Origin of the sequence: uncultured Agathobaculum sp., assembly GCF_963927765.1 — a bacterium.
Classification (GTDB): domain Bacteria; phylum Bacillota; class Clostridia; order Oscillospirales; family Butyricicoccaceae; genus Agathobaculum.
This window is the reverse complement of sequence record NZ_CAWVCU010000120.1, coordinates 1-26514: the sequence shown is the minus strand read 5'-3', so window position 1 is coordinate 26514 and position 26514 is coordinate 1. Positions and strand designations below refer to the sequence as shown.

The 26514-nt window shown below is 56.0% G+C and carries 29 protein-coding genes and 1 tRNA gene; 16 read left to right on the top strand and 14 right to left on the bottom strand.

Features of this window, described 5'->3' with window-relative positions; all coding sequences use genetic code 11:
* Nucleotides 1–610: 610 nt before the first annotated feature.
* From ABGT74_RS11045 to ABGT74_RS11030, 4 genes are all read right to left on the bottom strand, one after another.
* Nucleotides 611–1411 carry a hypothetical protein gene (locus ABGT74_RS11045; protein WP_346705531.1) on the bottom strand — a complete coding sequence of 267 codons (801 nt, stop codon included), beginning with the start codon at nucleotides 1409–1411 and terminating at the stop codon, nucleotides 611–613.
* Nucleotides 1412–1529: 118 nt separating this feature from the next.
* A complete protein-coding gene (locus ABGT74_RS11040; protein ID WP_297283341.1) occupies nucleotides 1530–1985 on the bottom strand; it encodes a hypothetical protein in 456 nt (151 codons plus the stop codon).
* 128 nt (nucleotides 1986–2113) lie between these two features.
* Nucleotides 2114–2389 (bottom strand): DNA-binding protein, encoded by a 276-nt coding sequence (locus ABGT74_RS11035; protein ID WP_297283340.1) that lies wholly within the window; start codon nucleotides 2387–2389, stop codon nucleotides 2114–2116.
* Complete coding sequence (locus ABGT74_RS11030; protein ID WP_346705530.1) at nucleotides 2386–2610, bottom strand: helix-turn-helix transcriptional regulator; 225 nt, start codon at nucleotides 2608–2610, stop codon at nucleotides 2386–2388. The genes ABGT74_RS11035 and ABGT74_RS11030 overlap by 4 nt, the downstream gene beginning before the upstream one ends.
* A 140-nt stretch (nucleotides 2611–2750) precedes the next feature.
* Between ABGT74_RS11030 and ABGT74_RS11025 the strand changes: the two genes are divergently transcribed.
* Both ABGT74_RS11025 and ABGT74_RS11020 read left to right on the top strand, forming a co-directional pair.
* Nucleotides 2751–3194 (top strand): helix-turn-helix transcriptional regulator, encoded by a 444-nt coding sequence (locus tag ABGT74_RS11025; protein ID WP_297283338.1) that lies wholly within the window; start codon nucleotides 2751–2753, stop codon nucleotides 3192–3194.
* A 64-nt stretch (nucleotides 3195–3258) separates the two neighbouring features.
* Nucleotides 3259–4644, top strand: coding sequence for a tyrosine-type recombinase/integrase (locus ABGT74_RS11020; RefSeq protein WP_297283337.1), 1386 nt, complete (start codon nucleotides 3259–3261; stop codon nucleotides 4642–4644).
* Nucleotides 4645–4805: 161 nt separating this feature from the next.
* Here the strand turns inward: ABGT74_RS11020 and ABGT74_RS11015 are convergent.
* From ABGT74_RS11015 to ABGT74_RS10990, 6 genes are all read right to left on the bottom strand, one after another.
* Nucleotides 4806–4881, bottom strand: a tRNA-Met gene (locus ABGT74_RS11015).
* A 90-nt stretch (nucleotides 4882–4971) separates the two neighbouring features.
* Nucleotides 4972–6534 carry an ATP-binding protein gene (locus ABGT74_RS11010; RefSeq protein WP_346705529.1) on the bottom strand — a complete coding sequence of 521 codons (1563 nt, stop codon included), beginning with the start codon at nucleotides 6532–6534 and terminating at the stop codon, nucleotides 4972–4974.
* A 2-nt stretch (nucleotides 6535–6536) separates the two neighbouring features.
* Complete coding sequence (locus ABGT74_RS11005) at nucleotides 6537–7217, bottom strand: response regulator transcription factor (RefSeq protein WP_297283353.1); 681 nt, start codon at nucleotides 7215–7217, stop codon at nucleotides 6537–6539.
* A gap of 128 nt (nucleotides 7218–7345) precedes the next feature.
* On the bottom strand, nucleotides 7346–8218 hold the full coding sequence (gene rsmI, locus ABGT74_RS11000) for a 16S rRNA (cytidine(1402)-2'-O)-methyltransferase (RefSeq protein ID WP_297283335.1): 873 nt from the start codon (nucleotides 8216–8218) through the stop codon (nucleotides 7346–7348).
* Nucleotides 8219–8238: 20 nt separating this feature from the next.
* Entirely contained in the window at nucleotides 8239–8928 is a 690-nt protein-coding gene (locus ABGT74_RS10995) for a methyltransferase (protein WP_297283334.1), read from the bottom strand.
* Nucleotides 8929–8993: 65 nt separating this feature from the next.
* Nucleotides 8994–9377, bottom strand: a complete 384-nt coding sequence (locus ABGT74_RS10990) for a metal-dependent transcriptional regulator (RefSeq protein ID WP_297283333.1) — start codon at nucleotides 9375–9377, stop codon at nucleotides 8994–8996.
* A 168-nt stretch (nucleotides 9378–9545) separates the two neighbouring features.
* Between ABGT74_RS10990 and ABGT74_RS10985 the strand changes: the two genes are divergently transcribed.
* The 5 genes from ABGT74_RS10985 (at nucleotide 9546) to ABGT74_RS10965 (ending at nucleotide 13848) form a co-directional block, all read left to right on the top strand.
* Complete coding sequence (locus tag ABGT74_RS10985) at nucleotides 9546–10445, top strand: precorrin-6B methylase (RefSeq protein ID WP_297283332.1); 900 nt, start codon at nucleotides 9546–9548, stop codon at nucleotides 10443–10445.
* A gap of 386 nt (nucleotides 10446–10831) precedes the next feature.
* Complete coding sequence (locus ABGT74_RS10980; RefSeq protein ID WP_297283331.1) at nucleotides 10832–11407, top strand: 2-oxoacid:acceptor oxidoreductase family protein; 576 nt, start codon at nucleotides 10832–10834, stop codon at nucleotides 11405–11407.
* Nucleotides 11407–11712: a 4Fe-4S binding protein gene (locus ABGT74_RS10975; RefSeq protein WP_297283330.1), complete on the top strand. Its 306-nt coding sequence runs from the start codon at nucleotides 11407–11409 to the stop codon at nucleotides 11710–11712. Before ABGT74_RS10980 ends, ABGT74_RS10975 begins: the two co-directional genes overlap by 1 nt.
* Nucleotides 11712–12911 carry a pyruvate ferredoxin oxidoreductase gene (porA, locus tag ABGT74_RS10970; protein ID WP_297283329.1) on the top strand — a complete coding sequence of 400 codons (1200 nt, stop codon included), beginning with the start codon at nucleotides 11712–11714 and terminating at the stop codon, nucleotides 12909–12911. The genes ABGT74_RS10975 and porA overlap by 1 nt, the downstream gene beginning before the upstream one ends.
* A 1-nt stretch (nucleotide 12912) precedes the next feature.
* Nucleotides 12913–13848, top strand: a complete 936-nt coding sequence (locus ABGT74_RS10965) for a thiamine pyrophosphate-dependent enzyme (protein WP_297283328.1) — start codon at nucleotides 12913–12915, stop codon at nucleotides 13846–13848.
* 59 nt (nucleotides 13849–13907) lie between these two features.
* On the opposite strand, the gene ABGT74_RS10960 is transcribed toward ABGT74_RS10965, so the two are convergent.
* Both ABGT74_RS10960 and ABGT74_RS10955 read right to left on the bottom strand, forming a co-directional pair.
* Entirely contained in the window at nucleotides 13908–14819 is a 912-nt protein-coding gene (locus ABGT74_RS10960) for a YitT family protein (RefSeq protein WP_297283327.1), read from the bottom strand.
* A gap of 131 nt (nucleotides 14820–14950) precedes the next feature.
* A complete protein-coding gene (locus ABGT74_RS10955) occupies nucleotides 14951–15532 on the bottom strand; it encodes a hypothetical protein (protein ID WP_297283326.1) in 582 nt (193 codons plus the stop codon).
* Nucleotides 15533–15655: 123 nt separating this feature from the next.
* Here ABGT74_RS10955 and aguA point away from each other — a divergent pair, with 123 nt between their 5' ends.
* Nucleotides 15656–16750 carry an agmatine deiminase gene (gene aguA / locus ABGT74_RS10950; protein ID WP_297283325.1) on the top strand — a complete coding sequence of 365 codons (1095 nt, stop codon included), beginning with the start codon at nucleotides 15656–15658 and terminating at the stop codon, nucleotides 16748–16750.
* Between the two features lie 34 nt (nucleotides 16751–16784).
* Nucleotides 16785–17648, top strand: coding sequence for an N-carbamoylputrescine amidase (gene aguB, locus ABGT74_RS10945; protein WP_297283324.1), 864 nt, complete (start codon nucleotides 16785–16787; stop codon nucleotides 17646–17648).
* 71 nt (nucleotides 17649–17719) lie between these two features.
* Here the strand turns inward: aguB and ABGT74_RS10940 are convergent, their stop codons facing one another.
* Together ABGT74_RS10940 and ABGT74_RS10935 are read right to left on the bottom strand one after the other, a co-directional pair.
* Nucleotides 17720–18151, bottom strand: a complete 432-nt coding sequence (locus tag ABGT74_RS10940; protein WP_297283323.1) for a hypothetical protein — start codon at nucleotides 18149–18151, stop codon at nucleotides 17720–17722.
* A gap of 45 nt (nucleotides 18152–18196) precedes the next feature.
* Nucleotides 18197–18865 (bottom strand): GntR family transcriptional regulator, encoded by a 669-nt coding sequence (locus tag ABGT74_RS10935; RefSeq protein ID WP_297283322.1) that lies wholly within the window; start codon nucleotides 18863–18865, stop codon nucleotides 18197–18199.
* A 299-nt stretch (nucleotides 18866–19164) separates the two neighbouring features.
* Here ABGT74_RS10935 and ABGT74_RS10930 point away from each other — a divergent pair, with 299 nt between their 5' ends.
* From ABGT74_RS10930 to ABGT74_RS10900, 7 genes are all read left to right on the top strand, one after another.
* Complete coding sequence (locus ABGT74_RS10930; protein ID WP_297283321.1) at nucleotides 19165–20190, top strand: zinc-binding alcohol dehydrogenase family protein; 1026 nt, start codon at nucleotides 19165–19167, stop codon at nucleotides 20188–20190.
* Between the two features lie 52 nt (nucleotides 20191–20242).
* Nucleotides 20243–21304, top strand: a complete 1062-nt coding sequence (locus ABGT74_RS10925) for a C4-dicarboxylate TRAP transporter substrate-binding protein (RefSeq protein ID WP_297283320.1) — start codon at nucleotides 20243–20245, stop codon at nucleotides 21302–21304.
* Between the two features lie 113 nt (nucleotides 21305–21417).
* Nucleotides 21418–21918, top strand: coding sequence for a TRAP transporter small permease (locus ABGT74_RS10920; protein WP_297283319.1), 501 nt, complete (start codon nucleotides 21418–21420; stop codon nucleotides 21916–21918).
* A complete protein-coding gene (locus ABGT74_RS10915; protein ID WP_346705528.1) occupies nucleotides 21915–22763 on the top strand; it encodes a TRAP transporter large permease in 849 nt (282 codons plus the stop codon). The genes ABGT74_RS10920 and ABGT74_RS10915 overlap by 4 nt, the downstream gene beginning before the upstream one ends.
* Entirely contained in the window at nucleotides 22697–23203 is a 507-nt protein-coding gene (locus tag ABGT74_RS10910) for a TRAP transporter large permease subunit (protein ID WP_346705527.1), read from the top strand. The genes ABGT74_RS10915 and ABGT74_RS10910 overlap by 67 nt, the downstream gene beginning before the upstream one ends.
* A gap of 88 nt (nucleotides 23204–23291) precedes the next feature.
* Nucleotides 23292–24782, top strand: coding sequence for a tagaturonate reductase (locus tag ABGT74_RS10905; RefSeq protein WP_297283318.1), 1491 nt, complete (start codon nucleotides 23292–23294; stop codon nucleotides 24780–24782).
* Between the two features lie 15 nt (nucleotides 24783–24797).
* A complete protein-coding gene (locus ABGT74_RS10900; protein WP_346705526.1) occupies nucleotides 24798–26279 on the top strand; it encodes an altronate dehydratase family protein in 1482 nt (493 codons plus the stop codon).
* The last annotated feature ends 235 nt before the right edge of the window (nucleotides 26280–26514 follow it).

Sequence of the window (26514 nt, the reverse complement as noted above, 5' to 3'; positions counted from 1 at the left end):
GTAGCTATGACGGCTGCGCTTTTGGTTTTCATGGTCTCACCTCGTAAAAATCTTCGGCATGGGGAAAAAATCTCGCGTGTATGGAGGCCTGCGGTCTTGCGCTCCATGCCCCGAAACTTTTTCAGGGTGGGGGTAGGTGCATAACGGGCGCAGGTGTGGCGCACAGGCGGGCGGACGGGTGCTTGCGCCCAAGCCTTGCGCCGTTTGGCGCGCTTTCCGGGCGGCAAAAAACGGCGTTTATCGCGGCTTTGGATGGGTTTTGCGGGGTAATGCAAGGCGCTGTCTGGGCTGCTTGGTGGAGGGGCATAACGTGCGCCTGTGTGCGCTTACGCGAACCCCACCCCTCATGTGGCAGTGCCGCAGTAAAATTTCTGTTGGGTATGCGGTCTGAGGGCGGCGCGGCAGCGGCGGCGCATGGGGGGAGTGCGCTGCGCACGCTGCACGCGGTCGCGCGCGGTGGCTGTTCTGGTCTGTTTCCAGAATACCCGCCCGCTCGGTTGATTACAAGGTGTGCAGGGTGTTTTCTCTGTGCCCCTCTCTACAGATATACATGGCTTCAAGCCTGAAAGGGTGCGCTATTTGATTGTGCAGTATGCCGAGCGGGTGCGGCTTATCGCTGCGCATACGGTCGCGCAGGCGCGTCCATTTCATAGAGCGTCGGCGGTATAGGCAAGCTGGCCTTGCTGCGGCGCGGGCGCGTCTTGCGCGGCTGTGGGTGTTCTATGCGGTAATGGATATAGGAATAGCCTGCGAACTCGTTTTGCTTGTCCTCCCGCTCGATCACATAGCAGCCAGCGGGCGCGGTTAGCGTTTCGTCACCGTCTACCCAGCTTGTTTCTACCGTGGGCTTTGTCAGCCCGCGTGAGGGTGTCCAACTCTGCGCGCCGTTGGGCTTGCCCTCGGCGGCTTCTTTGGTGAGATAGCGCGCAAGCCCGCCATAGTCACGATCTGCAATGCGTTCCAAGTCTACTTGATCGCCCCATATCCAAAGGCTGCGTATCAGGTCATAGTCGCCCGCTGTGGCGTTTATTACAAGGTGGTGGTGGAAACGCTTGTCACCGTGTAAGCCCTCTGTGGCGTAGACGTATTTCAGCGGCAGGCCGCGCGCCTTGCGGTAGGCGCGCAGCTGCGCAAGGAATTTGCGCAGCCGCTTCACGGCTTCCTTGCGCGTGGCGGGCAGATCGCCGGGACTGTAGGTAAGTATCAGGTGAAAGTCGCGCGGCGTGAAATTGGCAGAAAGCAGCATTTCAAGGCGGCGGCAGGCGGCTTTCTGGTTTAATGCCTTGCGCGCGGCGGTTGTGGCGCGGGATTTCGCGGCGCGGACGTGTTCGGGGTCGTTCGGTGCGGGCGGCGTGCAGATCGTCGCCCATACAAGGTTACCCGCTCGGACAACTCGCTTTCTTTTCTTCATTCGTTACGCTCCATGCAAGATATTTTGTTCTATTGCATTGTACACACGATATGTGCAATGCCCCTAAAACGGCGATGTGCGGGGCAAATGCCCCGCACACCGTGCAGATATGTACTTTTTAAGCCGCACTGGATTCTTTGACGGCTTGCTTTGCTTCTATTGCGTTTTGCGCTTCGTGCAACGAACGCAGCGCAGCGGCGGCTTTCTCGACAACAAGGCCACTTGCTACACACATTTTCTGTATAAAATCCGCGCCTTTGCGTGCGTCCAAATTGTCGCCGTGCCATAAGGGGGTAAATTCATAGTTGATGGTCTGTGCTACATATTTTGCTTCCAACAGGCAGCACAGGCAATCCCCTAATGCGTCGGACGCGTCCATAATGGCCTGATCGCGCATAGCGGTTCGGCGCGCTGCGCCGTCCAGTAGTCCCATTTGATAGGCTTTCAGCACCTTATCGCGCAGCAGCTGCGCCAATTCGGTGCAGGCCGCAGGGTCGGCGGCTATCCATGCTGCGGGCATGGTTTCAGTGGAAAACCAAGCGCGGACGGTGGCTTCGTGTGTTTCGTTGTGCATTTGTTATCGTCCTTTCCATTTGACAAGGGCGAGCGGGTGCGGTATAATATGTACAAACAAACCCGCTCGCGGGTGGATACGTCTTTTGACCTTTTCAGTGCCGACCAAAGCTGCTGGAAAGGTCTTTTTCATTCTTCAATGCGGCGCAGCTTGCCATATTCGGGCGCAGGCTGCGCCGCGTTGCCGTTCTGGTAAGCGTCGCTTGCCAAGTAGGCAATGAGCAAATCAAGGTTAATCAGCGTGTGCCGCCCGGCTGATACACTGGGGATTGCACCCGATTTGACCAATACGCGCAGCTGGTTTTGCGTTAAAGCGGTGTTCGGGTCTTCGGTCTTGATTTCCTCAATGGCTTTTGCAAGTGTGCGCATACGGGGCAAGGTTTGCTTTGTCTGTTGTTCGTTCATGGGGTTTCCTCCTTTTGGTTTGTATAGCTGATTAGGTCGCCTACTTCGCAGCCGAGATAGGCGCACAATGTGCCGAGTGTTTGCAGCGATACCGCGCTATTGCGGTCATAGTACAGGTTGGTTAGCGTTGCGCGGGATATGCCCGTGTCTCGCGATATGGTGCTGATTTTCAAACGCTTTTCGCCCATGATCGTTGACAAACGGGAATGTGTTTGTGTCATTGTATCACCTCTTATATTCTACAATATCACGAATTGCATATATGTCAATATATTATTTCGAAAAATATTCCGTTTGAAAAATTCGAAATATTCTTTTCAAAATATAAAATGCATGGTATGCTAAACATGGGGTGAAAGCCATGAGTAACATTGCTACATTAAGAAAACAGCGTGATATGACCCAGACTGATCTTGCTGCACAACTCGGAATAGCACAGGGAACATTAAGCCAATATGAATCTGGAAAAAGAACGCCTGATAGCAAAACACTAATTAAGCTATCTGAAATTTTCGGCTGTACACCCAATTATATTTTGGGGCTTCCAGAAGAAAAAAGCATTAGCATTGACGTTTCAAAACTCTCCATGACAGATGTAACGGCAGTCACAGAAGTCGATAGTTTTAAGCAAGCGAACGTTTGTTTGCGCATCGGCTGGAGATTGCTTTATATCGGTGAACGATTTGTGCAGTATGAAGATGGAGGCGGGCATGGAAAAACCGTGTATGTATTGGGGTGGTTTGGTGATCCTGCAAACGCAGAAGTGCCAACAGACCCGGACGTAGAGCCTTATGATTGGTGTTAACCAGTAATGCAAGCCTAACGGTGTTCAATTTGGACACACACCCGCTCGAAAGGAGGTGCGCCACATGGCAACCGTAATCCGGCGCGGCAAGTCGTATTCTATCCGCGTTTCCTGCGGCTACGACATGACCGGCAGGCAGATTATTAAATCCATGACGTGGAAGCCCCATCCGGATATGACCGACGCACAGGCCGAAAAAGAAGCACAGCGGCAAGCTGTACTTTTCGAGGAAAAGTGCCGCACGGGGCAAGTGCTGCAAGGGAACGTGCGCTTTGCGGATTTCGCGGGAATATGGCTGCGGGACTATGCCGCAAAGCAGGTGCGCCCCACCACGTTTGACCGCTATAAAGCCATGCTGCCGCGTATCAATGCAGCCATCGGGCATATTCGGCTTGACCGCTTGCAGCCGCACCACCTGATACAGTTTTATTCCAATCTGGAAGAAGCGGGGATAAGGGAGGACGGCAAGCAGCGTTTCAAGGGCGACTTGCGGCAAATGCTGCGCGCCCGCTCGATCACGAAAACCGCGTTTGCTGAGCAAGCGGGCGTGTCGCTCGCGGTGCTTGCCAGCATCACGCAGGGCAAGAACGTATCAGCCGAGAGTGCAAAGCGCGTTTCTGACGCGCTGGGGCAGCCTGTGGGCGCATTGTTTGAGCCAGTGGGAAATGATAAGGGCTTGTCGGCAAAGACCATTCTGCACCATCACAGGTTAATTTCTGTCATTCTGCAAACGGCGGTCGAGTGGCAAGTGCTGTTTTCCAACCCGTGCGACCGGGTAAAGCCGCCCCGCGTGGAGCATAAAGAAGCGCGGTATTTGGACGAGGAACAAGCCGCCCGCTTGATGGAAGCGCTTGAAAGCGCCGACATACAGAATAGCACCATGATAAAGCTGCTGTTGTATACAGGTATGCGGCGCGGCGAGTTGTGCGGCCTGACTTGGGAAGATATTGACTTTGAAAAGGCGGTCATTCATATTCGGCGGTCATCGCTGTATCTGGCTGACAAGGGCATTTTCGAGGACGAGACGAAAAACGCCACTTCACGGCGCAGTATCAAAGTGCCAGCTGATGCAATGCAGGCATTGCGGGCTTTCCGTGCATGGCAGCGGCGGCAGGCTTTGCAGCTGGGCGATCAGTGGCAGGCGAGCGGGCGCGTGTTTACCTCGTGGAACGGCGCGCCGATACACCCGGACACCGTTACAGGCTGGTTTGCACGGTTCATCAAAGAAAACGATCTGCCCGATATTTCGCTGCACTCGCTGCGACACACCAATGCTACGTTGCTGATCGCGGCGGGTACGAATTTGCAGACCGTGGCGGCGCGGTTAGGTCATGCCAGCGTGACAACGACGGGCAAAATATACGCCCATACGATACAGTCAGCCGATGCAGCGGCAGCGGATACCCTGCAAGACTTGCTGCACCCGCTTGATACAAAAGTTAAAAAATAAGGCCGATATACACCAATCACGGTTGTATATCGGCCTTTCGGTTTGTCTGCTTAAAGAACAAATAAAGAACAAGCGCGGGGCGAGCGGGAGCAATGAACAAACGCAGAACGCGAAAAAGTAAAGAAAAAGCACTGATTTCTTTCAAAATCAGTGCTTTTTGGTGGTTGCGGGGGCTGGACTTGAACCAACGACCTCCGGGTTATGAGCCCGACGAGCTACCAACTGCTCTACCCCGCGATATAAAACCTTTACTTAAGGTGCTTATATACTATACCACAGGATTCGGTTGATGTCAAGTGTGAAATTGGAAAAATCAAAAATCAAAAATTATTGTGTGTCGTTTGCAGAGTCACTGTTTTCTGAGGCGTTGGGCAGTTCGAACCAGAAAGAAATGCCGCCCGGTACATTCTCAGCGCCGCAGGAGCCATGCAGCGTGTCAGCAATGGCGCGCACCAGAGATAGGCCGATGCCGGTACCGCCGGCCTCACGGGTACGCGCGCGGTCGGTGCGGTAAAACTTTTCCCAAATCTTCGGCAGCTCCTCTTCCGGTAATCCTTCGCCTTCATTGAACACCGTCAGTCGGATGCCGGAATCTGTGTGTACTGCTGAGATTTTGATATGCCCGCCATCCACGGTGTAGCGAATTGCGTTGGAAAGGTAATTCATCAGTACCTGTTCCAATAAGTCGCCGTCTGTGCGGACGGTGACACGGGTATCGTCAAAGTGCACGGTCAGGTCGCGGCTTTCACAAAGCACCGAGGTCTTTTGCACGGCTTCGGCGCAGAGTGCGTGCAGATCAATGTCGTCATAAAAGGTTTGCTCCGCGCCCAGTTCCAGCTTTGACAGATTCAGCAGCTGCATGACCAGTTTATTCATGCGGTCGGCTTCATCCGCAATGGTATCGCAATAGAATTTTCGATCCTCCGGATCATCCGCGACACCTGCGGTCAGTCCCTCCGCATAGCCTTGTATCAACGCGATCGGGGTTTTCAGCTCATGCGACACATTGACGATGAATTCGCGCCGCATGCTGTCGATGCGCTCTTTCTTTTCAATTTCCTGCGCCAATTGATCGTTGGATTGCTTGAGTTCTCCAATCGTTTGCTCCAGATAGGCGGATAATCGGTTGAGCGATTGCCCGAGATGGCCGATTTCGTCACTGCCGCCGGACTGGCACTTGGTTGAGAAGTCCAGTTCGCTCATGCGGTCGGCCACGCCGGCCATGTCAATCAGCGGCCGCGTAAACTGGCGAGAGATAAAGTAGCCGCAGACTAGACAAATGAGCAGCGCGCACCCGCCTGCAATCAGCAGGAATACCAGATTCAGCGAGGAGTTCTGCTCGATATAGGCATATGGCATATAGGCAAACAGGCAGTTTTCCGCCTTGCTGTCCAACGCACCTGCCAGACATAGATATTGGTCGCCGTCCCATAAAGAGACATTTAAGAACTGATAGTTTCGCTTGGCGAGCGTATCCGGGCTGACGCTTTGGGCAATGGATTGCAGGATGGCATACCCGCGGCGCTGCTGGTCGAACAGATCAAAATCCGGCAATTGGAATGTACCAGGCAAAGTGGAGTCCCCGCTGCCCGGTTCTTCGTTACCTGGGGAGAAAAACGAGGAGTATCGCACGGTTCCGTCTGCGGCAACGATGGAAAGACGGATCGCGCTGCGGCTTTCATAGTTATCCAGCACGGTGGCAATGTCGTCGACATTACCGTTATAACTGTTGCGGATGCTCTGATACGCGTCGCGCAATTCATTGCGCCGCATCATCATATAGTAATCTTCATAAAAAAACAGGTTGAGCAGCAACAGCATGCCGATAAAGACCAGCGCAACAGCGCTGATCGCGGCAAAGAATTTGAACCGGATGGAGCCGTGTTTCATGGTTATCCCTCAAAACGGTAGCCATAACCGCGGACAGTGGCGATCATCGAGCCGCAGTCGCCCAGCTTAGCGCGCAGTTTTTTTACATGGGTGTCCACCGTGCGCAGGTCGCCGAAATAGTCGTAACCCCAAACCGCGTTAAGAATGCTCTCGCGGGACAGGGCGATGGCACGGTTATTTTTGAAATAGACCAGCAATTCGTATTCCTTTGGCGTCAGGTCGACTGGGGCGTTGCCGACCAGTACCTCGCGGCGCAGCTCATTGATGGACAGCGCGCCGAATTGCTCGAGCGGCGCAGCGGTGCGTCCTTCGCGCTTGAGCAGCGTGCGCACACGCGCCGCCAGTACGATCGGAGAAAACGGCTTGGTGACGTAATCATCCGCGCCGTCCTCCAATCCGCGCACCTGATCGGCATCTTCCGCGCGGGCGGTCAGCAGCATGACAGGCAGATGCTTGTCCCCGCGCTCCTGCGCGCGCAGCTCGCGCAGCACCTCAAAGCCGTCCATGCCGGGCATCATCACGTCCAGAATGGCAAGATCCAGACCGGGGTGCCGGTTTTCCAGTATTTGCAGCGCTTCGCGCCCGTCGGCGGCTTCCACAATGCTGTGGCCGTCGCGCTTCAAAAAGTCGCTGACCAGACGGCGGATGCGCGCCTCGTCATCGGCAATCAAAATCGTAGACATCATATCCCACCTTTGTGTTGATATACTTCAAAGTATACGGCGGTAGTTTGTCCTTTCTGTGAACAAACGGGCAAGGGATAGAGGATTTCTTGAAATATTATTGTGGTTTTCAGGGGGAGGATAGTCGGTCAGTCGCTGGCCGATGTCTGCTCCTCCTGCTCCAGCACCAGCCGGTACAGCGCGTTTTTCTTCACGCCCGCCTCAGCCGAGACGGCCTTGACCGCATCCTTTTGCGTTTCGCCTTGTGCGATGCGGCGACGCACCTCGTTTGCGGCGGCTTGCAGGCGAGCGTCTGCGTCCTCCGGTGCGTCCGGCAGATCGGGCGCACCTTCAACGATCAGCACAAATTCGCCGCGCGGCGGGGTCTGGTCAAAATACTGCACAGCTTCGGACAGCGTCATGCGCAGCGTTTCCTCGTGCAGCTTGGTCAGCTCACGAGAGAGCGAGATGCGGCGGTCACCGCCAAAGGCATCGGACAGGTCGCGCAGTGTCGCGCACAGCTTGTGCGGCGCTTCATAGAAAATCATCGTGCGCTTTTCACCAGCAAGCGCATCCAAATGCTCGCGCCGCGCCTTTTTGTTGACCGATAGAAAGCCCTCGAAGCACCAGCGGCCGGTCGGCAGACCGGAAGCCGCCAGCGCGCACACGGCAGCGCAGCAGCCGGGGATCGGGATGACCGGCACATTATGCGCGGCGCACAGCGCGACCAGATCTTCACCGGGATCGGAGACAGCGGGCGTGCCTGCGTCGGTCACGAGCGCGCAGCTTTCGCCTGCCAGCAGCTTGGCGAGTACTTCCTCACCGCGCGCACGGCGGTTGTGTTCATAGTAGGAAATCAGCGGCTTTTTGGGCAGCGCGCAGGCGGTCAGCAGCTTTTGGGTGACGCGCGTATCCTCGGCGGCGATGAAATCCACCGAGGCGAGCACCTCGCGCGCGCGAGGTGACAGGTCACTGAGATTGCCGATCGGCGTGGCAACCAGATATAAAGTAGCTTCACTCATAGTAATATTTCCTCAATATATTATTTTCTGTATATCCTTTGGTATTCTTCGCTTTCCACCAGCAGCGGCGGCTCGACGGTCAGACCCTCCGGGCTGCCGCCCTTGCGGCACTCGACCAGCACGGCGCTGGGCGCGGCGGTGGCGTTCTGATGCACAAACCGCAGCCGTTTGGGGACGAGCCGCACGCGACTGAGCGCCTCGAGCAGCACCCACATCCGTTCCGGACGGAACACAAAGGCAGCTTTGCCGCCCGTGTGCAGTACAAAGGACGTGGCAACCGCCACGTCTTCCACCGTGCAGCTGCCGTCCTGTCGGGCGGTACGCTTTTCAGGGGAGGGGGCGCTTTTGCCTGCTGTGCGGTCGAAATAGGGCGGGTTGCAGATGACATAATCCATGCTGCCGTGTGGAAAAATCGTGCGAATCGCGCGCAAATCGCCCTGCACGGCGGTCATTTCCACGTCGTTATCCGCGATCGAGCGGCGGAACAGCGCGAGTGCGTCCTCTTGCAACTCCAGCCCAGTGATTTTGAGGTCGGGGCGGTAAACCAGCAGCGCGAGCGCGCCCGTGCCGCAGCCGAGGTCGAGCACCTTGGCATTCCGGCGCGGTTTGGCAAATGCAGAGAGCAGAACGCTGTCCTGTCCGAGCTTGAAAAAGCGGTCGTCCTGCCAGAGTTTCAGTCCGTTCGGCAGGGTTTCGATGGTTTGCGGCATGGGTTTTCCTCCTTGCAGCCGATGCGAAAGGCCGGCCATGATGGGCCGGCCTGTGAGCATTGGGCTTATTGTGCGGCATCGCTGCGATGCCGGCGTGCGTGTTCTTTGAGCTTTTCAAAGGTTTCCGTGCTGATGACGTGCTCGATGCGGCAGGCATCTTCGGCTGCGGTTTCTGGGGAAACACCCAGCAGGGTCAGCAGCTCGGTCAGCACCGTATGCCGCTCATAGATGGTTTCCGCGATGTGCAGACCGGATTCGGTCAGACCGAGCAGGCCGTTCTGGTCGATGGAGACATAGCCATTGTCCCGCAACAGACCGACGGCGCGGCTGATGCTCGGCTTGGAAAAACCGGTGTAGTGCGCCACGTCGATCGACCGCACCTGTCCGTTACGCTGCTTCAAGACGAGAATCGCTTCCAGATAATTTTCTGCGCTTTCCTGTATTTTCACTGGGACTACCTCCCTTGATGCTTTTGAATATGATATTTATTGTAGCATGTCCCGCGTTTTTTGGCAACAGCAGGACGAGAATCGAGACAAAAACCCTTGCGCGGGGCTTTTCATTTGCTTTGCCGCTGTGCTATAATAAATTATACGGACAAAAAGGGAGTGACCGCTATGGAGAAACAGCTGTTCAACAATACGCAGATCCTTGCATGGTTGGAATATTTTTCGGAAAACACGCAGGTCGATCTGGAAAAGGTCAAAATTCTCGATATCACCCGCAAAAATAAAAACCTGATCCCGACCGTGGAATCCAATGATACGGTGCTTGTGTTTACTGAGGCCGGTCACGCGGACATCTTTTATCGCATGTGGGATGCGGGATTGGGCGAGTGCGACGTGTGGTACAACACCGGCTCCGACCCCTCCGGCCCGATTGAGCATAACAAGCTGCGCGATATGATCAATCGCGGCATCAATGCTTCGGCAGCAATGCTGATCCTCAATCCCAATGCGCGCTCGACCTACAAGATCGGCATGCGCAACTCCAGCTTTTCACGTGGATCGATTCACTATGTCGGCAGCGAGATGCGCGCAGTGATCCTGAACAAAATGCATATCGCAAACGATGATACCGTGTGCATTATTTCCGGTGAATCGATCGCGGTGGAGTCCGCCATCATCGCGGGCGAAGGTACAGTCATCGCGGTCGAGTACAACCAGAACGACCGCCGCACGATGGAGGAAAACATCGAGCAGTTCGGCCTGAACAACATCCAGATCATCGACCATGTGGACGACGAGACGATGAAAGGCTTGCCCGTGCCGTCGCTCACCATGCTAGTCGCTTCCGCGAGCATGGAACAGGAGATCGAATGCCTGCTGCGCCTCAATCCGCATATGGAATTTGTTGTTTATACGCTCGACTTCCGCTGCGCCGCGTCTATTCCCGATCTGTTCGCGCGCTACGGCATCGGTGAGACGGAGGTGATCCAGCTTTCTGTCTCTAAATTGACCAGTAAGCATACCTTTGTCACCGAGCCTGCCCCGTGGCTGATTTCAGGCAAGGCTTGACGTGTCCGCGCAGGAGAAACATCTGTTTTTGTGCGAAATGCCGATTGACATTGCTCTACTCCTTTATTATAATAAAGTGCAGTTATCAAAAACAGCCCAAAGATGATGAGGGAGACAGTAGGATCGTTTCCGAACGCTGCAGCGAGCCGGGGTATGGTGTAAGCCCGGCGTCAGTAGGACGATGCCGAACATCACTCCGGAGTTGCAGCCCGAACCCCAAAAGGAAAGTAGGTGCTGACGGTTTTCCCCGTTACCGGAAGCGCGTATGATGGTACGCAGTAAATGGGTGGTTGCGCGAAGCTTTGACAGGCTTTCGTCCCTTTACAAAGGGACGAAAGCCTTTTTTGTTCCCCATCGGACAAAACAGTAAAACAGGAGGAAGCGACATGAAAAACATGGTGGAGATCCGCTGGCACGGCCGCGGCGGACAGGGCGCAAAAACCGCCTGCCTGCTGCTGGCGGATGCGGCGTTCGCATCGGGCAAGTATGTGCAGGGCTTTCCGGAATATGGACCGGAACGCATGGGTGCGCCGATCACGGCGTACAACCGCATTTCGGACGAGCGGTGCACGATTCACTCGAATATCTATGAGCCGGATTATGTGGTTGTGGTGGACGAAACGCTGCTGCAGTCGGTCGATGTGACGCACGGTCTTAACCCCAAGGGCGCGATCGTCATCAACACACACAAGTCGCCCGACGAGGTGCGCCCACTGCTGCGCGGCTATGAGGGCCGCGTTTACACCATTGATGCGCGCGCGATCTCCGAGCGCACGCTGGGTAAGTATTTCCCCAACACGCCTATGCTGGCGGCGATCGTCAAGGTCAGCGGCGTGCTCGACCCATGGCGTTTTCAGTCGGATATGGAGGCTTCGTTCAAGCATAAGTTTGCGACCAAGCCGCAGGTCATCGCAGGCAACATGGAGTGCCTGAGCCAGTCTCTCAAGGAGGTGCGCGGATAATGGCAAAGAGCGCAAAGGATATCAACGAACAGTCGCCGTGGCAGGAGCTGACCCCCGGCGGCGAGATTTATGAGGGCGGCACCGCCCGTATGACCATGACCGGCGAGTGGCGCGCCAATATCCCGGTCTGGCATGAGGAAAAGTGCAAGCAGTGCTTGCTGTGCGCGCCATTCTGCCCGGATTCGTCCATTCCGGTCTGCGACGGTAAGCGCGCGGACTTTGATTTTGACCACTGTAAGGGCTGCGGCATCTGCTGGAAGGTGTGCCCCTTTGGCGCGATTGACTTTGTGAAGGAGGAAAAGTGATGAGCATCCGAGACCGGCTTTCGGGCAACGAGGCGGTTGCCTACGCCATGCGGCAGATCAATCCGGACGTGTTTGCCGCGTTCCCCATCACGCCCTCGACCGAGATTCCGCAGTATTTTGCGCAGTATGTTGCGGACGGCAAGGTGGATACCGAGTATGTGACGGTCGAATCCGAGCATTCGTCCATGTCCACCTGCATCGGCGCGTCGGCGGCAGGCGTGCGTGCGGTGACCGCAACATCGTCCTGTGGTCTGGCGTATATGTATGAACTGCTGTATGTGGCAGCGTCCGCCCGCCTGCCGATCACGCTCGCGTGCGTTAACCGCGCGCTGACCGGCCCGATCAACATCAACAACGACCACTCTGACTCAATGGGCACGCGCGATGCGGGCTGGATTCAGCTGTACGCCGAGAACAATCAGGAGGCTTACGATAACTATTTGCAGGCCATGCGCATTTCGGAAACGCCTGATGTGCGCCTGCCGATCATGGTCTGTCAGGACGGCTTTATCACTTCGCATGCGGTCGAGAACATTCTGCTCGAGGAGGATGATGCGGTCAAGGCATTTGTCGGGGAGTATCATCCGGAGCATGCGCTCATCGGCCGGGAAACGCCGCTGGCCGTCGGCCCATATGACGTTTCGCCCTATTATATGGAGCACAAGGTGCAGCAGGCCGAGGCGATGAAAAACGCCAAGCGGGCGATTTTGGAAGTCGCAGCGGACTTTGAAAAGACCTTCGGCCGCAAGTACGGCTTTTTTGAAGAATACCAGATGGAGGACGCGGAGGTTGCGCTCGTGCTGATCGGCTCGACCGCGGGCACGGCCAAGGCGTGCATCGACCAGCTGCGCGCGGCGGGGCGCAAGGTGGGTCTTATTAAGATTCGTGTGTTCCGCCCGTTCCCGGCAGAGGAACTGGCGCAGGCGCTCAGCCATGTTAAAGCGGTTGCCGTTATGGATAAGAGCGAGGGCTTTTCGGCCTGTGGCGGTCCGATTTACGCGGAGACCTGTGCCGCGTGCTATGATTTGGAGAAGCGTCCGGTGCTGATCGACGTGGTGTACGGTCTGGGCGGCCGCGATGTCGCGACCGAGGATATTGCGCGGGTGTACGACCACCTGTTCCTGATGACCGAAAATGGCGGCAAGGGGCCGAAATACATCCATATGGGCCAGCGCAGCAGCGAAAAGGAGGTGCTCTGACATGGCGTACAATCACAAGAAAGAACTTTCCAAGCCGGAGCGTTTTGTCGGCGGCCACCGTCTGTGCGCGGGCTGCGGCGCGGGTCTGGTGTGCCGCGGCATGCTGCGCGCACTGGACGAGGGCGACAAGGCGGTCGTATGCAACGCGACCTCATGCCTCGAAGTCTCGTCCTTCCTCTATCCATACACCGCGTGGGAGGATTCCTATATCCATTCTGCGTTTGAGAATGCAGCTGCGACCTGCGGCGGCGTAGAGGCGGCATACAATGTGCTCAAACGCAAGGGAAAGCTGGACGATACCTATAAATTCCTTGCCATCGGCGGTGATGGCGGTACTTACGATATCGGCTTCCAGTCGCTGTCCGGCGCGATGGAACGCGGGCATGATATGGTGTATTTCTGCTACGATAATGAAGCCTATATGAATACTGGTATCCAGCGCTCGTCGTCCACCCCGCGCTTTGCCAGCGCGACGACCACACCGTCGGGCGCGGTGTCGGTCGGCAAAAAGCAGAACAAAAAGAACTTGACCGAGATTATGGCGGCGCACAACATTCCCTATGTTGCACAGACCACCTTCCTCGGCAACTTTAAGGATTTCCACGAGAAGGCGCACCGCGCGATTTACACCGAAGGCCCGGCGTTTGTCAACGTCATGTCACCCTGCCCGCGCGGCTGGCAGTATTCGACCGAACTGCTGCCCGAAATCTGCAAAATGGCGGTCGAGACCTGCGTCTGGCCGCTCTATGAGGTCATTGAGGGCAAGTGGCATTTGAATTACATGCCGAAAAACAAGCTGCCTGTGACCGAGTTTATGAAATTACAGGGCCGCTTTAAGCATTGCTTCAAGCCCGGAAACGAGTGGACGCTTGAAGCTGCACAGCAGTACGTTGACGAGCAGTGGGAGAAATTGCTCAACCGCTGCGAAAGCAATTAAGGCAAATAAAAAGCCGTTTTGCTCCCTTTTGGGAACGAAACGGCTTTTGCTGTTTGCGGTTAGTCATGCGGGCGGCGGTAGAAGTTGCCCGCCACCTGATCGGTTTTCAGGATGTTAATGAATGCATGCGGGTCGATTTCGCGCGCAGCGCGCGTGATCTCCTTGACCTGATCACTGGTGATGACCGAGTAAATCAGGTCGCGTTCCTCGCCGTTATATAGGCCGATGCCGTGGAACAGCGTCGCACCGTGATGGGTGGTGTCCTTGATTTGCTCGTAAATCTCCGGCGCGCGGTTGGAGATGATAAACAGTGTCGTGCGCTTGAAGCGTGGGTCGAGCAGATGGACGATCTGCGTCGAGGCGAACTGAAAAATGATGGAGTACAGCGCTTTGTCCCAGCCGAACAGCATGCCCGCAACCACCAGCATCAGGCAGTTGCCAATGAAAATGTAGTTCCATGCGTCCACATTGAGACGTTCGCTAAGTGCAACCGCGATGAAATCCGTGCCGCCGCTGGTGGCGCGGCCGAGCAGACACAGGCTGATGGAAAACCCGTTGATGATGCCGCCGAAAATACAGACCAGCAGCACGTCGTTGGTCAGCGGCATGGAGGGAATAATATCGGTCAGGACACTGGTCAGCGCAATCATCAGACAGGAATAAAGCGTGAACCGCTTGCCGATGAGTCGGAAACTGACGATCGCCGGAATGGCGTTCAGCAGCAGGTTGATCGCGGTAAACGGCAGCGCCACGCCTGCAAATTGCTGCGCGCTACGCTGGATGAGCAGGGTCAGACCGTTAAAACCGCCGGGGAACAGACCGCCGGCATCGACAAAGCTCTTGATGTTGACCGCCATCACAACCGAGGCCAGCACGATCAGGAACAGGCGGCGCGCCTGTCCGGTGAGCGGCGGCTCCCATCCGCTTTGCGGATGGACGGTTTGGGTGCTGGGTGTTTGCTTGGACTGCATGAAAATCCCCCTTTTCGACCGGTCGAGCGACCGGCGGATGTTCGCCTTTATTATAGCACAGCGGCGCGCAGAAGTTAACCGACATTCTGCGCGCCGCTGTGAAAAATCCCAGAGGGGAATATGAACTTGTATTATGCTTGTGGGCCATCCTGCGGGGGCATGGGTGGCTGCTGGGGGGCCTGCGGCGGTACCGGAGCGGCATTCTGCGGCGGGCAGGGCTGCTGCGGGGCTACCGGAGCTACAGGCGGCTGCTGCGGTGCAGCGGGAGCCGGATTGGAACCGGATGCAGGGGGGACAGGCTGCTCCTCGGGGAGCGGCCCCATTTTGCAGTTGATCTCCTGCGTGTTGCGGCACAGAACGAGCAGCAAAAGCGCATATTCATACACGATGCGCGCTACCAAGTTGCCGAGCACAAACACCAGCAGGGCGGTGAAGAAGTGCGTGAACAGCAGAACGACACTGTATACCACGATCGCGACGACCGTGATGCTGTACAGCGCGCGGAGGAGCTTTTCCGTATAGAAGGTGCGGAAGTTGAGCGCGTCATGCAACTTGGCGGCAGCGCCCTGAAAACGGTTGGGCTTGCGGACAAAAAGAAAGTACAGCGCAAGGCCGCCTGCGATGATGACGATTAGCGCAAGAATCGGCAGGATAAGCGAGAAAAATGGCGTATAAGTATAGGTGTGTGTATAGGAATAAGGATAGCTTGACATGATTTCCTCCTGATAAAACGATGAAGTATCTGTATATTTAGTGTAACATATCCGGGAAAATCTTGCAAGTCCAATCGAAATGTTGTACCCTATTAGGGAGAAAACAAGACGGAGAGAAACGGTATGAGGATTTTACACACAACGCCCGCCGGAGACGGGTTTTTCATGCCTGCGGAGTTTGCGCCGCATGAGGGCTGTTTGATGATCTGGCCCGAGCGGGCAGATTCGTGGCAGTACGGTGCATATGCTGCACGCAAGGCGTTTTTGCAGGTGATTGAGGCCATTTCGCAGAGCGAAAAGATGACGGTGCTGTGCTCGGAGGGGCAGTATGACAACGCGCGTGCGCAGCTGCCCGAGCGGGTGCGGCTGGTCGTGATGGAAACAGATGACGCATGGGCGCGCGATGTCGGGCCGACGTTTGTTGTAAACGGCAAGGGTGAGCGCCGCGGCATCGACTGGGGCTTCAATGCATGGGGCGGCGCGGTAGACGGCCTGTATCCGAGCTGGGAGCGTGACAACCGCGTGGCACGCAAGTTCTGCGACCTGTTGGAAAACGATTGCTACGACAAGCGGGATTTTATCTGTGAGGGCGGCTCCATCCACGTTGACGGCGAGGGCACCGCGCTCGTGACCGAAGCGTGCCTGTTGTCCGAGGGGCGCAACCCCGATCTGACGCGGGAGCAGATCGAGCGCACGCTGTGCGACTATCTGGGCGTTTCTAAGGTGATCTGGCTGCCGCGCGGCATTTATAACGACGAAACCAACGAGCATGTGGACAACGTGTGCGCGTTTACCGCACCGGGCGAGGTCGTGCTTGCATGGACGGATGACCAAAATGACCCGCAGTATGCGCTTTCGGCGGCGAGTTTGGCGGCGCTGGAAGCCGCGACCGACGCAAAGGGACGCAAAATCCGCGTTCACAAGCTGCCGCTGCCCAAACCCGTGACGATCACGGCCGAGGAGTGCGAAGGGCTTGATCTGTGCGATGGTGAGCCGACGCGCATGCCGGGCGAACGCCTTGCGGCAAGCTATGTCAATTTTTATATCGCAAACGAAGCAATCGTCATGCCTGCCTTCGGCGATCCGATGGACGAAAAAGCGCAGGCGATTTTGCAGGAGCTGTTCCCGACACGCAAGGTCGTGGCAATCCCTGCGCGTGATATTTTGATCGGCGGCGGCAATATTCATTGCATCACACAGCAGATTCCGCGCGCATAAGCGGCGTAAATCCATACAAAGGAGAAGAAAAACGATGAGCAAAGTGACCGTGGCTGCGGTTCAGATGACCTATGGTCTGGAAACCGCGACGGAAAAAGTACGCGAAGCAGCGGCGCAGGGCGCGCAGATCATTCTGTTGCCCGAGCTGTTTGAAAACTGGTATTTCTGTCAGGAAAAGAATTACGAAAACTACCATCTGGCGACTACGCTGGAAGAAAATCCGGCGGTGAATGTGCTGCGCACGCTGGCGCACGATTTCCGCGTGGTGCTGCCGGTCAGCTATTATGAGCGCGTGGGTAATACCACCTTCAACACGGTAGCGGTGATCGACGCGGACGGCACGATCCTTGGCCAGTATCGTAAAACCCACATTCCAGACGACCATTTTTATCAGGAAAAGTTTTATTTTACGCCGGGTGACACGGGCTTCCGCGTGTGGGATACGGCGTATGCCAAGATCGGCGTGGGCATTTGCTGGGATCAGTGGTTCCCGGAGTCTGCGCGCTGCATGGCGCTGCAAGGCGCAGAGCTGCTGTTTTATCCGACTGCAATCGGCTCGGAGCCGATTCTGGACTGCGATTCCATGCCGCACTGGCGGCGCTGCATGCAGGGGCATGCGGCGGCGAATATCATGCCGCTTGTCGCGGCAAACCGTGTCGGAACGGAGACGGTCACGCCCTCGCCGGAGAATCAGAACCAGTCTTCCAGCCTGACGTTTTACGGTTCATCCTTTATCGCGGATGAGACGGGAGCGCTGGTGGAGCAGGCGGGACGCGAGGAGATCGGCATTCTGACCCACACCTTTGATTTGGACGAAATTCGTGAATTGCGCCGCAGCTGGGGCGTATTCCGCGATCGTCGGCCGGAAACGTACGGCGCTATGGGACATTTCGGATAAATGGATAGAACAGCAAGACGCCCGCTGCGGCTGAGGCCGCGGCGGGCGTCTTTTGTCTGTTGAGGGATGAATTAAAAAGCCTTTTTGGCGATATGCGTTTCCTTTGCTTCGCGCAGCTTGCGAATGAGCTCCGGATCGGCATCATCCAGACATTCGTATACTTCGATGGCAAAATCCACGCTGTCGATGGATTTTTGCACCAGACGAATCTTTTTTTCGCACTGGATCGCGTCCAGCAAGCCTTGCGCGATTTCATGTCCCGGTTCGCGTGCACATTGCTGGGCAAAGGCCTTGACCAGATTGTGCGGGCGCAGGCTGGAGCCGCCGATGATGAGCAAAAATGCACCTGCCGCGGCTAGAAACAGGCTGATGGTCAGAAGTGCGTTTCCGGTGATCAGATTCAGAACAATGGCGATGAGGAGCAGTGCGCCTCCAATGATCTCAAAGCGTACGGCAGCCGCACGGTAGCGGCTGAAGTAGGAAGCGTCCTTGTCGGTTTTCATATTTCTGCATGGCGGGACATGCTCAAACATAAGATGGGGGTGTAGTCAGATAATGCTCGTGTTGCTATAGCCTTTGAGCAGTGTTGCCAGCGAGGACTCTTCCGAATAGTGCAAATGTTGCACCATGGCCAGTGCGGCGCGTTCCCAATTGTGCTCGAGACAGGCTTCCGCGATTTCGGCATGCTCTGTCATCGTGCGCTGCAGACGACTTTCAATCAGCTGGCCGCTCATGACGCGCAGACGGATGATCTGCGTTTGGATGCGGGAATAGAGGTCGCAAAGGTATTCGTTGGGTAAGGCGGCAACCAGCGTGGAATGAAACTGGTCGTCCAGTTCATAAAAGCCGGTAAACTCCTCTGCGTCCGCATGCTCGCGAAAAATTTTGGAAAACTCCGCGATTTTGTTCATATCGAGACGGCTGCCATAGTTGCGTAGGGTATAAGGCTCAACCAGACGGCGCACCTCGAAAATCATGCTGATGTCGCTGATGGTAAAACCGGACACAACAATGCCGCGTTTGGGAAATACCTTGAGCAAGCCTTCCTGTTCCAGTCGACCGATGGCTTCGCGCACAGGCGTGCGGGAAAAGCCAAGCTCTGCCTGCAAAACAGCTTCGCTGAGCAGCTGATTGGGAGCATATTCGCACATAGTGATCTTTCGTTTGATGAATTCATAGGCCTGAGACTGCATGGAAGATGTTTTTGCAGTGGACATGTATGTTGATACCTCCGGTAAGGGTCGTAATTCACCCTGATAAAACTATTATATCGAATTGGTGGAAATTTGCAAGGGGTGAAAGAAGGGGTGGGTTCGTGATTTTAGACATATTGCATTGAGGTGGATTGGATAAACTCACGATTTTTGGAAAAAACGTAAAACAAGAATTGACAAACCTGAAAGAGGGGCATAAGATTACAAGTGCAGAACGACTTGTATACAAGCAAATATACAAGTTTTCAATTGTGTTTTAAGCGGGGAAACCTGAGAAAAGAAAGTTTGGAGGGAAACAAAAGATGAAAGCAATTTGCATCAAGGAGCCGGGCAAGGTTGAGATCGTCGAACAGGAAAAGCCGGTTCGTAAGCCGGGCGAAGCGCTGCTCAAGCTGCTTTATGGCGGTATCTGCGGCAGCGATCTGGGCTCCTATCGCGGCGCGAATGCCTATGTATCCTATCCGCGTGTGCCGGGACATGAGTTTTCGGCGGAGATCATCGAAATCGACGAGAACGATCAGGGTTTGAAGCCCGGCATGATCGTCACCTGCAACCCGTATTTCAACTGCGGCAGCTGTTATTCCTGCAAGCGCGGTCTGGTCAATGCCTGCACGGATAACCAGACGATGGGCGTGCAGCGTGAGGGCGCTTTTGCCGAGTACATTACGATGCCGATCGAGCGAATTTACGACGGCAAGGGCCTCGATCCCAAGGTTCTGGCACTGATCGAGCCGTTCTGCATCAGCTATCACGGCGTATCGCGTGCGGACGTTAAGCCGGGTGAGCGCGTGCTGGTCGTCGGCGCAGGCACCATCGGCGTGCTGGCAGCGGTTGCGGCCAAGGCCAAGGGCGCAGAGGTCACGATTTGTGATGTTGCGCCGGATAAGCTGGATTACGCATACAAGACCTTCGAGCTGGATCATAAGCTGCTCAATGAGTCGCCTGAAGCCTTTGAAAAGGGCGTGGCGGACCTGACAAACGGCGACGGCTTTGACGTGACCATCGAAGCGGTCGGTCTGCCGAACACGTTCCAGAATTGCCTCGATGCCGCTTGCTTCGGTGCGCGCGTGGTTCTGATCGGTGTTTCCAAGCGCAACATTGACGATTTCTTCTTCACCATCATCCAGAAGAAGGAACTGAACATCTACGGCTCGCGCAATGCGATGAAGAAGGACTTCCTCGAGCTGATCGATCTGGTCAAGGGCGGCGGTGTAGCGCTGGACAAGATCGTGACCAATACATATAAGTGGACGGATGCGCCCAAGGCGTTTGAGGAATTTGCTGCGAACGCAGGCAAGATGCTGAAGGTTGTTATTGACTTCACCTGAGCGGTACGGCGACGGTGTTGTAAATAAGAGACAAGAGAAAAGGAGAATCACTATGAAAGCAAACGTAAGCAAGAGAGTGCTGGCCATGCTGTTGTGCGGCGCGATGGCAGCAAGCTTGACCGCGTGCGGCGGTTCGGGCAACGGAGGTTCGACGAGCACCGGTGGCGATGCTGCGTCTACCTCGGGTGATGTGATCGAACTCCAGATCGGTTTTGAAAACTCGATCTCTGAGCCGATTGGCCAGGGCATTGAGAAATGGGCGGAGCTGCTCGAAGAGGCTTCCGGCGGCACCATGACCATCACTGCCTATCCGGACAGCCAGCTGGGCAGCAAGAATGAGCTGATCGACTCCATGATGCTGGGCGAGCCGGTTTGCACGCTGGCGGACGGCGCGTTCTATGCAGATTACGGTGTACCGGATTTCGGCATCGTGTTCGGGCCGTTCCTGTTCGACAGCTGGGATGAGTGCTGGACGCTGATCGAGTCCGACTGGTATGCTGACCAGTGCGCACAGCTCGAGGACAAGGGCCTGAAGATCCTGACCTCCAACTGGAAGTACGGCGCACGCCACACCCTGACCGTTTCCCCGGTCAACACGGTTGACGATCTGGCCGGCATGAAGATCCGTGTTCCGAACAACCAGATCCAGTCCTACGGCTTTGACGCACTGGGCGCTGTTTCCACCGGCATGGACCTGGGCGACGTTTATCAGGCACTCCAGACCAAGACCATCGACGGCGCTGAGAACCCGATCGCTACTCTGTACGGCCGCAAGCTGCACGAGGTTGCCAAGTACCTGATTCTGGACGGTCACGTACTCAACTTCACCACTTGGGTTTGCTCGGCTGACTGGTTCAACAGCCTGACCGAGGAGCAGCAGAACTGGCTGATCGAGACCGGCAACGAAGCTGGCCTGTACAACAACGAAGTGCTCGACGAGCAGGAAGAGGAATACCTGCAGATGATGAAGGACGAGGGCGTTACCGTTGTTGAGCCGACCGAAGAAGTGCTTCAGGGCTTCAAGGATAAGGCACAGTCCTTCTACGATCAGGGCGCGACCTTTGGCTGGTCTGACGGCCTGTACGAGACGGTTTGCGAGGCAATGGGCAAGTAAGCCTGTCCCAGTGCAAAACCATTTGGATAATAAGGTCTAAAAGAGTTTTGACCGGCAGCGGCAATGCATGTTCTGCCGCTGCCGGTTTCATCTCCAAAGGAGGGTAAAAACACATGAAGCAAGGCAGCAAGCTGCGCGCCGTGCTGGGCAATCTGGATACCATCGTTGCCTCTGTTGTGCTGGCGCTTCTGATCATTCTGACCTTCGCGGGCGTTATCTTCCGTTATGTGCTCGGCGCGCCGTTCACTTGGCTGGAGGAAGTGCAGACCTCGTGCATGGTCTGGATCGTATTTGCGGCGGCCGGTGCAGCATTCCGCGCGGGCAATCAGGTCGCAATTGAGATGATCGTCGATTTGATGCCGAAGAAAATGCAGAAAATCGCGGAGATTTTCATTTCTGTGGTCGTTGTAGTGGTTCTGGCATATCTGTTCTACCAGAGCATCGGCTTTATCAACATCTTTGTGCAGAGCGGTCGTTCCACCCCGATGCTCAAGATCCCGTATGCGTTCATTTACGGCATTGCGCCGGTATCGTATGTGCTGATGATCGTCAGCTATTTCTATGCGCTTGTCAAGGGCGTCAAATCCGAAGCAAAGGAGGCACTTGAAGTATGAATGGAGTACTCGCACTCGCGTCTATCGTCATGCTGGTTCTGCTGTTCCTCAAGGTGCCGGTCTTTATTTCGGTGCTCGGCGGCGCAGCCATTTACTTTGTACTCAATCCCGGCGTAAACTCCATCGTTTTTGCGCAGCAGGCCATCACCGGTGCCGAGAGTATTTCGCTGCTCGCCATCCCGTTCTTTGTCTGCGCGGGCATTATGATGAACTACACCGGCGTTACCGCCCGTATCATGGGCTTTTGTGAAGTGCTGACCGGCCGTATGTACGGCGGTCTGGCACAGGTTAACGTCCTGCTGTCCACGCTGATGGGCGGCCTGTCCGGTTCCAACCTCGCGGATGCCGCGATGGAAGCAAAGATGCTGGTTCCGGAAATGGAGAAGAAGGGATTCTCCAAGGAGTTCTCCACGGTTGTCACCGCGGCTTCCGCGATGATTACCCCGCTGATCCCGCCCGGAATTTCGATGATCCTGTACGGCTGCATCGCAAACGTTTCGATCGGCGACCTGTTCCTGTCCGGTATCGGCGTTGGCGGCCTGCTGTGCATCACTATGATGATTTTGGTTCGCTTTGTGTCCAAGGCGCGCGGCTATGCGCCGCTGCGCACGACCCGCGTTTCCGGCAAGGAGTTCGGTGCAGCCCTCAAGCCTGCGATCCTGCCGCTCTGCCTGCCGATCATCATCATCGGTGGTATCCGTCTGGGCCTGTTCACCGCGACCGAGGCTGGTGCGGTTGCTATTATCTACTCGATGCTGCTGGGCCTTATCTATCATAGATGCGCTGGGACGACCTCAAGCGCGGCTTTAAGGAAACGGTCTGCACCACCTCTTCGATCATGCTGATCGTTGCAGCGGCGGGCGTATTCTCCTGGGTGCTGACCAAGGAGCGCATCCCGCAGCAGCTGACCGAGTGGATCGTTGCTACCATTGATAACAAGTACATCTTCTTGCTGATCGTCAACATCTTCCTGCTGATCGTTGGTATGTTCATTGAAGGCAACGCTTCGATGATCATTCTGGTGCCGCTGCTGCACCCGATCGCGCTGGCATACGGCATCAATGAAATCCAGTTCGCTATGACTTACATCTTCAACAATGCAATCGGCGCACTGTCGCCTCCGATGGGCACGCTGATGTTCGTCACCTGCGGCATCACCGGCTGTAAGACGGGCAAGTTCATCAAGGAAGCGGTTCCGTTCTACCTGCTGCTGGTTGTTAACCTGCTGCTGATCACCTATGTGCCAGCATTCTCGACCGGTATCCTGTCCCTGTTTGGCGGCTGATCGTTTTCGGTTCATCCATAAGGTTTTTTGTCCGGTACGGCGGAGTTTTCTCCGCCGTTTCCGGATTGGTTATATGAGGAGAATAATGATGGAAAAGCTGAGTTATGAAGTGCTGAAAAAGTCCGGTTACACGGGCTATATTTTGGAAAATGCACCGGAAAAGATCCTTCAGTTTGGCGAAGGCAATTTCCTGCGCGCCTTTGTCGACTACTGGTTCGATATGTCCAACGAAAAGGTGGGCTGGAACGGCAAGGCGGTTCTGGTGCAGCCGATCGCGCCCGGCCTTGCAAAGCAGATCAACGAGCAGCAGGGTCTGTACACCCTGTATCTGCGCGGCCGCGAGAACGGTGAAAAGGTCGATCGCAAGCGCGTGATCTCTTCGGTGTCCCGCTGCCTGAACCCCTATGAGAAGGCGGATTACGACGCAATGATGGAAGTTGCGGTTTCCGACGACCTCGAGTACATCGTTTCCAACACCACCGAGGCTGGTATCGTTTACGATCCTGCCTGCCAGAAGGACGACTGCCCGCCGTCCTCGTTCCCGGCAAAGCTGACGCAGGTGCTGTACAAGCGCTGGCAGGCCGGCAAGAAGCCGCTGGTCATCCTGTCCTGCGAGCTGATCGACAACAACGGCAAGGAGCTGGAAAAGTGCGTCGGTCAGTACATTGAACAGTGGGGTCTGGAAGCGGACTTTAAGGCTTGGTGCGGCGAATGCACCTTCTGCTCGACGCTGGTTGACCGTATCGTGCCCGGCCGCATCAAGGATGCTGCTGAGGCGGCTAAGATGGACGAGGAAAACGGCTACCACGATGAACTGATCGACGTGGGCGAGGTGTTCGGCGTTTGGAACATCGAAGGCCCGGAATGGCTCGCGGACAAACTGCCGTTTAAGGCGGCGGGGCTCAACTGCATCGTTGTACCGGACGTTACCCCGTACAAGAAGCGCAAGGTGCGCATCCTGAACGGCGCGCACACCGGCTTTGTGCTGGGCGCTTACCTTGCAGGCTTCGACATCGTGCGCGACTGCATGCACAATGAGCATATCAAGGGCTTTATGAACAAGATGCTGCATGAAGAAGTCATCCCGACCCTGCCGCTGGACAAGGACGATCTGGAAAATTTCGCGGCGGCAGTAGAGGATCGCTTCAACAACCCGTTTGTTGACCACGAACTGATGAGCATTTCGCTCAACTCCACCTCCAAGTGGAAGGCGCGCAACATGCCCAGCTTCCTGGAGTACATCGAGAAGGAAGGCAAGCTGCCGGTCTGCCTGACTATGTCGCTTGCTGCGTACATCGCGTTCTATTCGACTGACGTACAGGAGCTGACCGACAAGGGTCTGGTCTGCAAGCGTCCGAAGGGCAACACCTACACCTGCTCGGACGACCGCTGGGCGCTTGAGTTCTACTGGGCGCATCGTGACGACAGCGATGCCGATCTGGTGCACGCGGTGCTGACCAATGAGCAGATGTGGGATCAGGATTTAACGAAGATCGACGGCGTAGAAGCCGCTGTACTCGCAAACCTGACCAAGATCCGCACGGAAGGCGCGGAGGCCGCGTTCGCTTCCTGCCTGTAAGCGGGAGGACGAACTATGACAAAACTCATTCGCATCACTGAGCGGGATAATGTAGCCGTTGCGCTGCATCCCGTGAGCAAAGGTGAAACGCTTCCTGCGGGCAGCGTGACCGTTACCGCGGCAGAGAACATCCCGCAGGGGCACAAGATAGCGCTTGCGCCGATCGCCGAGGGCGACGCGGTCGTCAAGTACGGCTACCCGATCGGACATACGACCGCCGCGGTCGAAACCGGTGCATGGGTGCATACCCACAATATGAAAACCAATCTGTCGGGCGAGGAGGAATATACCTACGAACCCGATGTGCCGTCGGTTACGGCGGTCGAACCGGAAACCTTCATGGGCTTTCGCCGTAAGGATGGCCGCGCGGCTGTCCGCAACGAAATTTGGATTATCCCGACCGTCGGTTGTGTCAACGACGTGGCAAAGAAGATGGTCGCGGACAATCAGGATCTGGTGAGTGGTTCGATTGAGGGACTGTATACCTTTACCCATCCGTATGGCTGCTCACAGACCGGCACCGACCATGCGCAGACCCGTAAGCTGCTGGCGGCGCTGGTGCGTCACCCGAACGCGGCGGCGGTGCTCGTACTCAGCCTTGGCTGCGAGAATTTGCAGCACGACCAGTTCCTTGAAGAGCTTGGCCCGTATGACGAAAACCGCGTCAAGTTCCTGACTTGTCAGGATGTGGAGGATGAATTTGCGGCCGGACGTGCGCTGCTCGAACAGTGCGCTGCGTTTGCCGCACAGTTCACCCGCCAGCCCATCCCGGTCAGCGATCTGGTGATTGGCATGAAGTGCGGCGGCTCGGACGGATTGTCCGGTGTGACCGCGAACCCGACCGTCGGCGCGTTCAGCGATATGATGATCGCCCGCGGCGGTTCAACCGTGCTGACCGAAGTGCCGGAGATGTTCGGCGCGGAGGGAATGTTGCTTAGCCGCTGCGTCAACCGTGCTGTATTTGACAAGGCGACCAGCATGCTCAACAATTTCAAAGATTATTTCATCAGCCATCATGAGACTGTGTATGAAAACCCCTCGCCTGGCAACAAAAAGGGGGGTATCACAACGCTGGAGGATAAGTCCTGCGGCTGTGTGCAGAAGGGCGGCACGGCACCGATTGTGGACGTCATCGGCTATGGCGACGCAGTGACGGCACACGGCCTGAACATGCTGTACGGTCCGGGCAACGATTTGGTATCGGCGACCGCCATGACGGCGGCAGGCGCGCATATCGTGCTGTTCACCACCGGTCGCGGCACGCCGTTCGGCGCGCCCGCACCGACCATCAAAATCGCCAGCAACAGCCAACTTGCGGCGAAGAAATCCGGCTGGATCGACTTTGATGCAGGTCCGGTCGCGGACGGCGAACCGATCAAGGATGCGGCGGCACGCCTGTTTGATCTGGTGATTCAGGTTGCCAGCGGACAGCCCTCCAAGAGCGAACAGCTCGGCTACCGTGAGATCGCAATTTTCAAGGATGGAGTCACGCTATAAAAGGCGTGCAATCTCTCTTTAGATACCTATCTTATTTCCTTTTCTACTTTCTTTGAATGGGAGAACGCCGCAGTGTGAATGCTGCGGCGTTTTCTCTATTTTGCTTCCATTGGAATCACGATTCCAATGGAGGAGGACGCAAAAAAGTTCCGACGGGCGAAACTTTTTGCTTGCAAAGTATAAAAAACCATGCGCATGTCATGGCTTTTTATGAGAGGAGGCCGCAAAAGCGGCC

What these genes read in the sequence shown, in the direction of transcription:
- ABGT74_RS11045 (WP_346705531.1), bottom strand. Translation starts at nt 1,411, where the DNA reads ATGAAGAAAAGAAAGCGAGTTGTCCGAGCGGGTAACCTTGTATGGGCG.
- ABGT74_RS11040 (WP_297283341.1), bottom strand. Translation starts at nt 1,985, where the DNA reads ATGCACAACGAAACACACGAAGCCACCGTCCGCGCTTGGTTTTCCACT.
- ABGT74_RS11035 (WP_297283340.1), bottom strand. Translation starts at nt 2,389, where the DNA reads ATGAACGAACAACAGACAAAGCAAACCTTGCCCCGTATGCGCACACTT.
- ABGT74_RS11030 (WP_346705530.1), bottom strand. Translation starts at nt 2,610, where the DNA reads ATGACACAAACACATTCCCGTTTGTCAACGATCATGGGCGAAAAGCGT.
- ABGT74_RS11025 (WP_297283338.1), top strand. Translation starts at nt 2,751, where the DNA reads ATGAGTAACATTGCTACATTAAGAAAACAGCGTGATATGACCCAGACT.
- ABGT74_RS11020 (WP_297283337.1), top strand. Translation starts at nt 3,259, where the DNA reads ATGGCAACCGTAATCCGGCGCGGCAAGTCGTATTCTATCCGCGTTTCC.
- ABGT74_RS11010 (WP_346705529.1), bottom strand. Translation starts at nt 6,534, where the DNA reads ATGAAACACGGCTCCATCCGGTTCAAATTCTTTGCCGCGATCAGCGCT.
- ABGT74_RS11005 (WP_297283353.1), bottom strand. Translation starts at nt 7,217, where the DNA reads ATGTCTACGATTTTGATTGCCGATGACGAGGCGCGCATCCGCCGTCTG.
- rsmI (WP_297283335.1), bottom strand. Translation starts at nt 8,218, where the DNA reads ATGAGTGAAGCTACTTTATATCTGGTTGCCACGCCGATCGGCAATCTC.
- ABGT74_RS10995 (WP_297283334.1), bottom strand. Translation starts at nt 8,928, where the DNA reads ATGCCGCAAACCATCGAAACCCTGCCGAACGGACTGAAACTCTGGCAG.
- ABGT74_RS10985 (WP_297283332.1), top strand. Translation starts at nt 9,546, where the DNA reads ATGGAGAAACAGCTGTTCAACAATACGCAGATCCTTGCATGGTTGGAA.
- ABGT74_RS10980 (WP_297283331.1), top strand. Translation starts at nt 10,832, where the DNA reads ATGAAAAACATGGTGGAGATCCGCTGGCACGGCCGCGGCGGACAGGGC.
- ABGT74_RS10975 (WP_297283330.1), top strand. Translation starts at nt 11,407, where the DNA reads ATGGCAAAGAGCGCAAAGGATATCAACGAACAGTCGCCGTGGCAGGAG.
- porA (WP_297283329.1), top strand. Translation starts at nt 11,712, where the DNA reads ATGAGCATCCGAGACCGGCTTTCGGGCAACGAGGCGGTTGCCTACGCC.
- ABGT74_RS10965 (WP_297283328.1), top strand. Translation starts at nt 12,913, where the DNA reads ATGGCGTACAATCACAAGAAAGAACTTTCCAAGCCGGAGCGTTTTGTC.
- ABGT74_RS10960 (WP_297283327.1), bottom strand. Translation starts at nt 14,819, where the DNA reads ATGCAGTCCAAGCAAACACCCAGCACCCAAACCGTCCATCCGCAAAGC.
- ABGT74_RS10955 (WP_297283326.1), bottom strand. Translation starts at nt 15,532, where the DNA reads ATGTCAAGCTATCCTTATTCCTATACACACACCTATACTTATACGCCA.
- aguA (WP_297283325.1), top strand. Translation starts at nt 15,656, where the DNA reads ATGAGGATTTTACACACAACGCCCGCCGGAGACGGGTTTTTCATGCCT.
- aguB (WP_297283324.1), top strand. Translation starts at nt 16,785, where the DNA reads ATGAGCAAAGTGACCGTGGCTGCGGTTCAGATGACCTATGGTCTGGAA.
- ABGT74_RS10940 (WP_297283323.1), bottom strand. Translation starts at nt 18,151, where the DNA reads ATGAAAACCGACAAGGACGCTTCCTACTTCAGCCGCTACCGTGCGGCT.
- ABGT74_RS10935 (WP_297283322.1), bottom strand. Translation starts at nt 18,865, where the DNA reads ATGTCCACTGCAAAAACATCTTCCATGCAGTCTCAGGCCTATGAATTC.
- ABGT74_RS10930 (WP_297283321.1), top strand. Translation starts at nt 19,165, where the DNA reads ATGAAAGCAATTTGCATCAAGGAGCCGGGCAAGGTTGAGATCGTCGAA.
- ABGT74_RS10925 (WP_297283320.1), top strand. Translation starts at nt 20,243, where the DNA reads ATGAAAGCAAACGTAAGCAAGAGAGTGCTGGCCATGCTGTTGTGCGGC.
- ABGT74_RS10920 (WP_297283319.1), top strand. Translation starts at nt 21,418, where the DNA reads ATGAAGCAAGGCAGCAAGCTGCGCGCCGTGCTGGGCAATCTGGATACC.
- ABGT74_RS10915 (WP_346705528.1), top strand. Translation starts at nt 21,915, where the DNA reads ATGAATGGAGTACTCGCACTCGCGTCTATCGTCATGCTGGTTCTGCTG.
- ABGT74_RS10910 (WP_346705527.1), top strand. Translation starts at nt 22,697, where the DNA reads ATGCGCTGGGACGACCTCAAGCGCGGCTTTAAGGAAACGGTCTGCACC.
- ABGT74_RS10905 (WP_297283318.1), top strand. Translation starts at nt 23,292, where the DNA reads ATGGAAAAGCTGAGTTATGAAGTGCTGAAAAAGTCCGGTTACACGGGC.
- ABGT74_RS10900 (WP_346705526.1), top strand. Translation starts at nt 24,798, where the DNA reads ATGACAAAACTCATTCGCATCACTGAGCGGGATAATGTAGCCGTTGCG.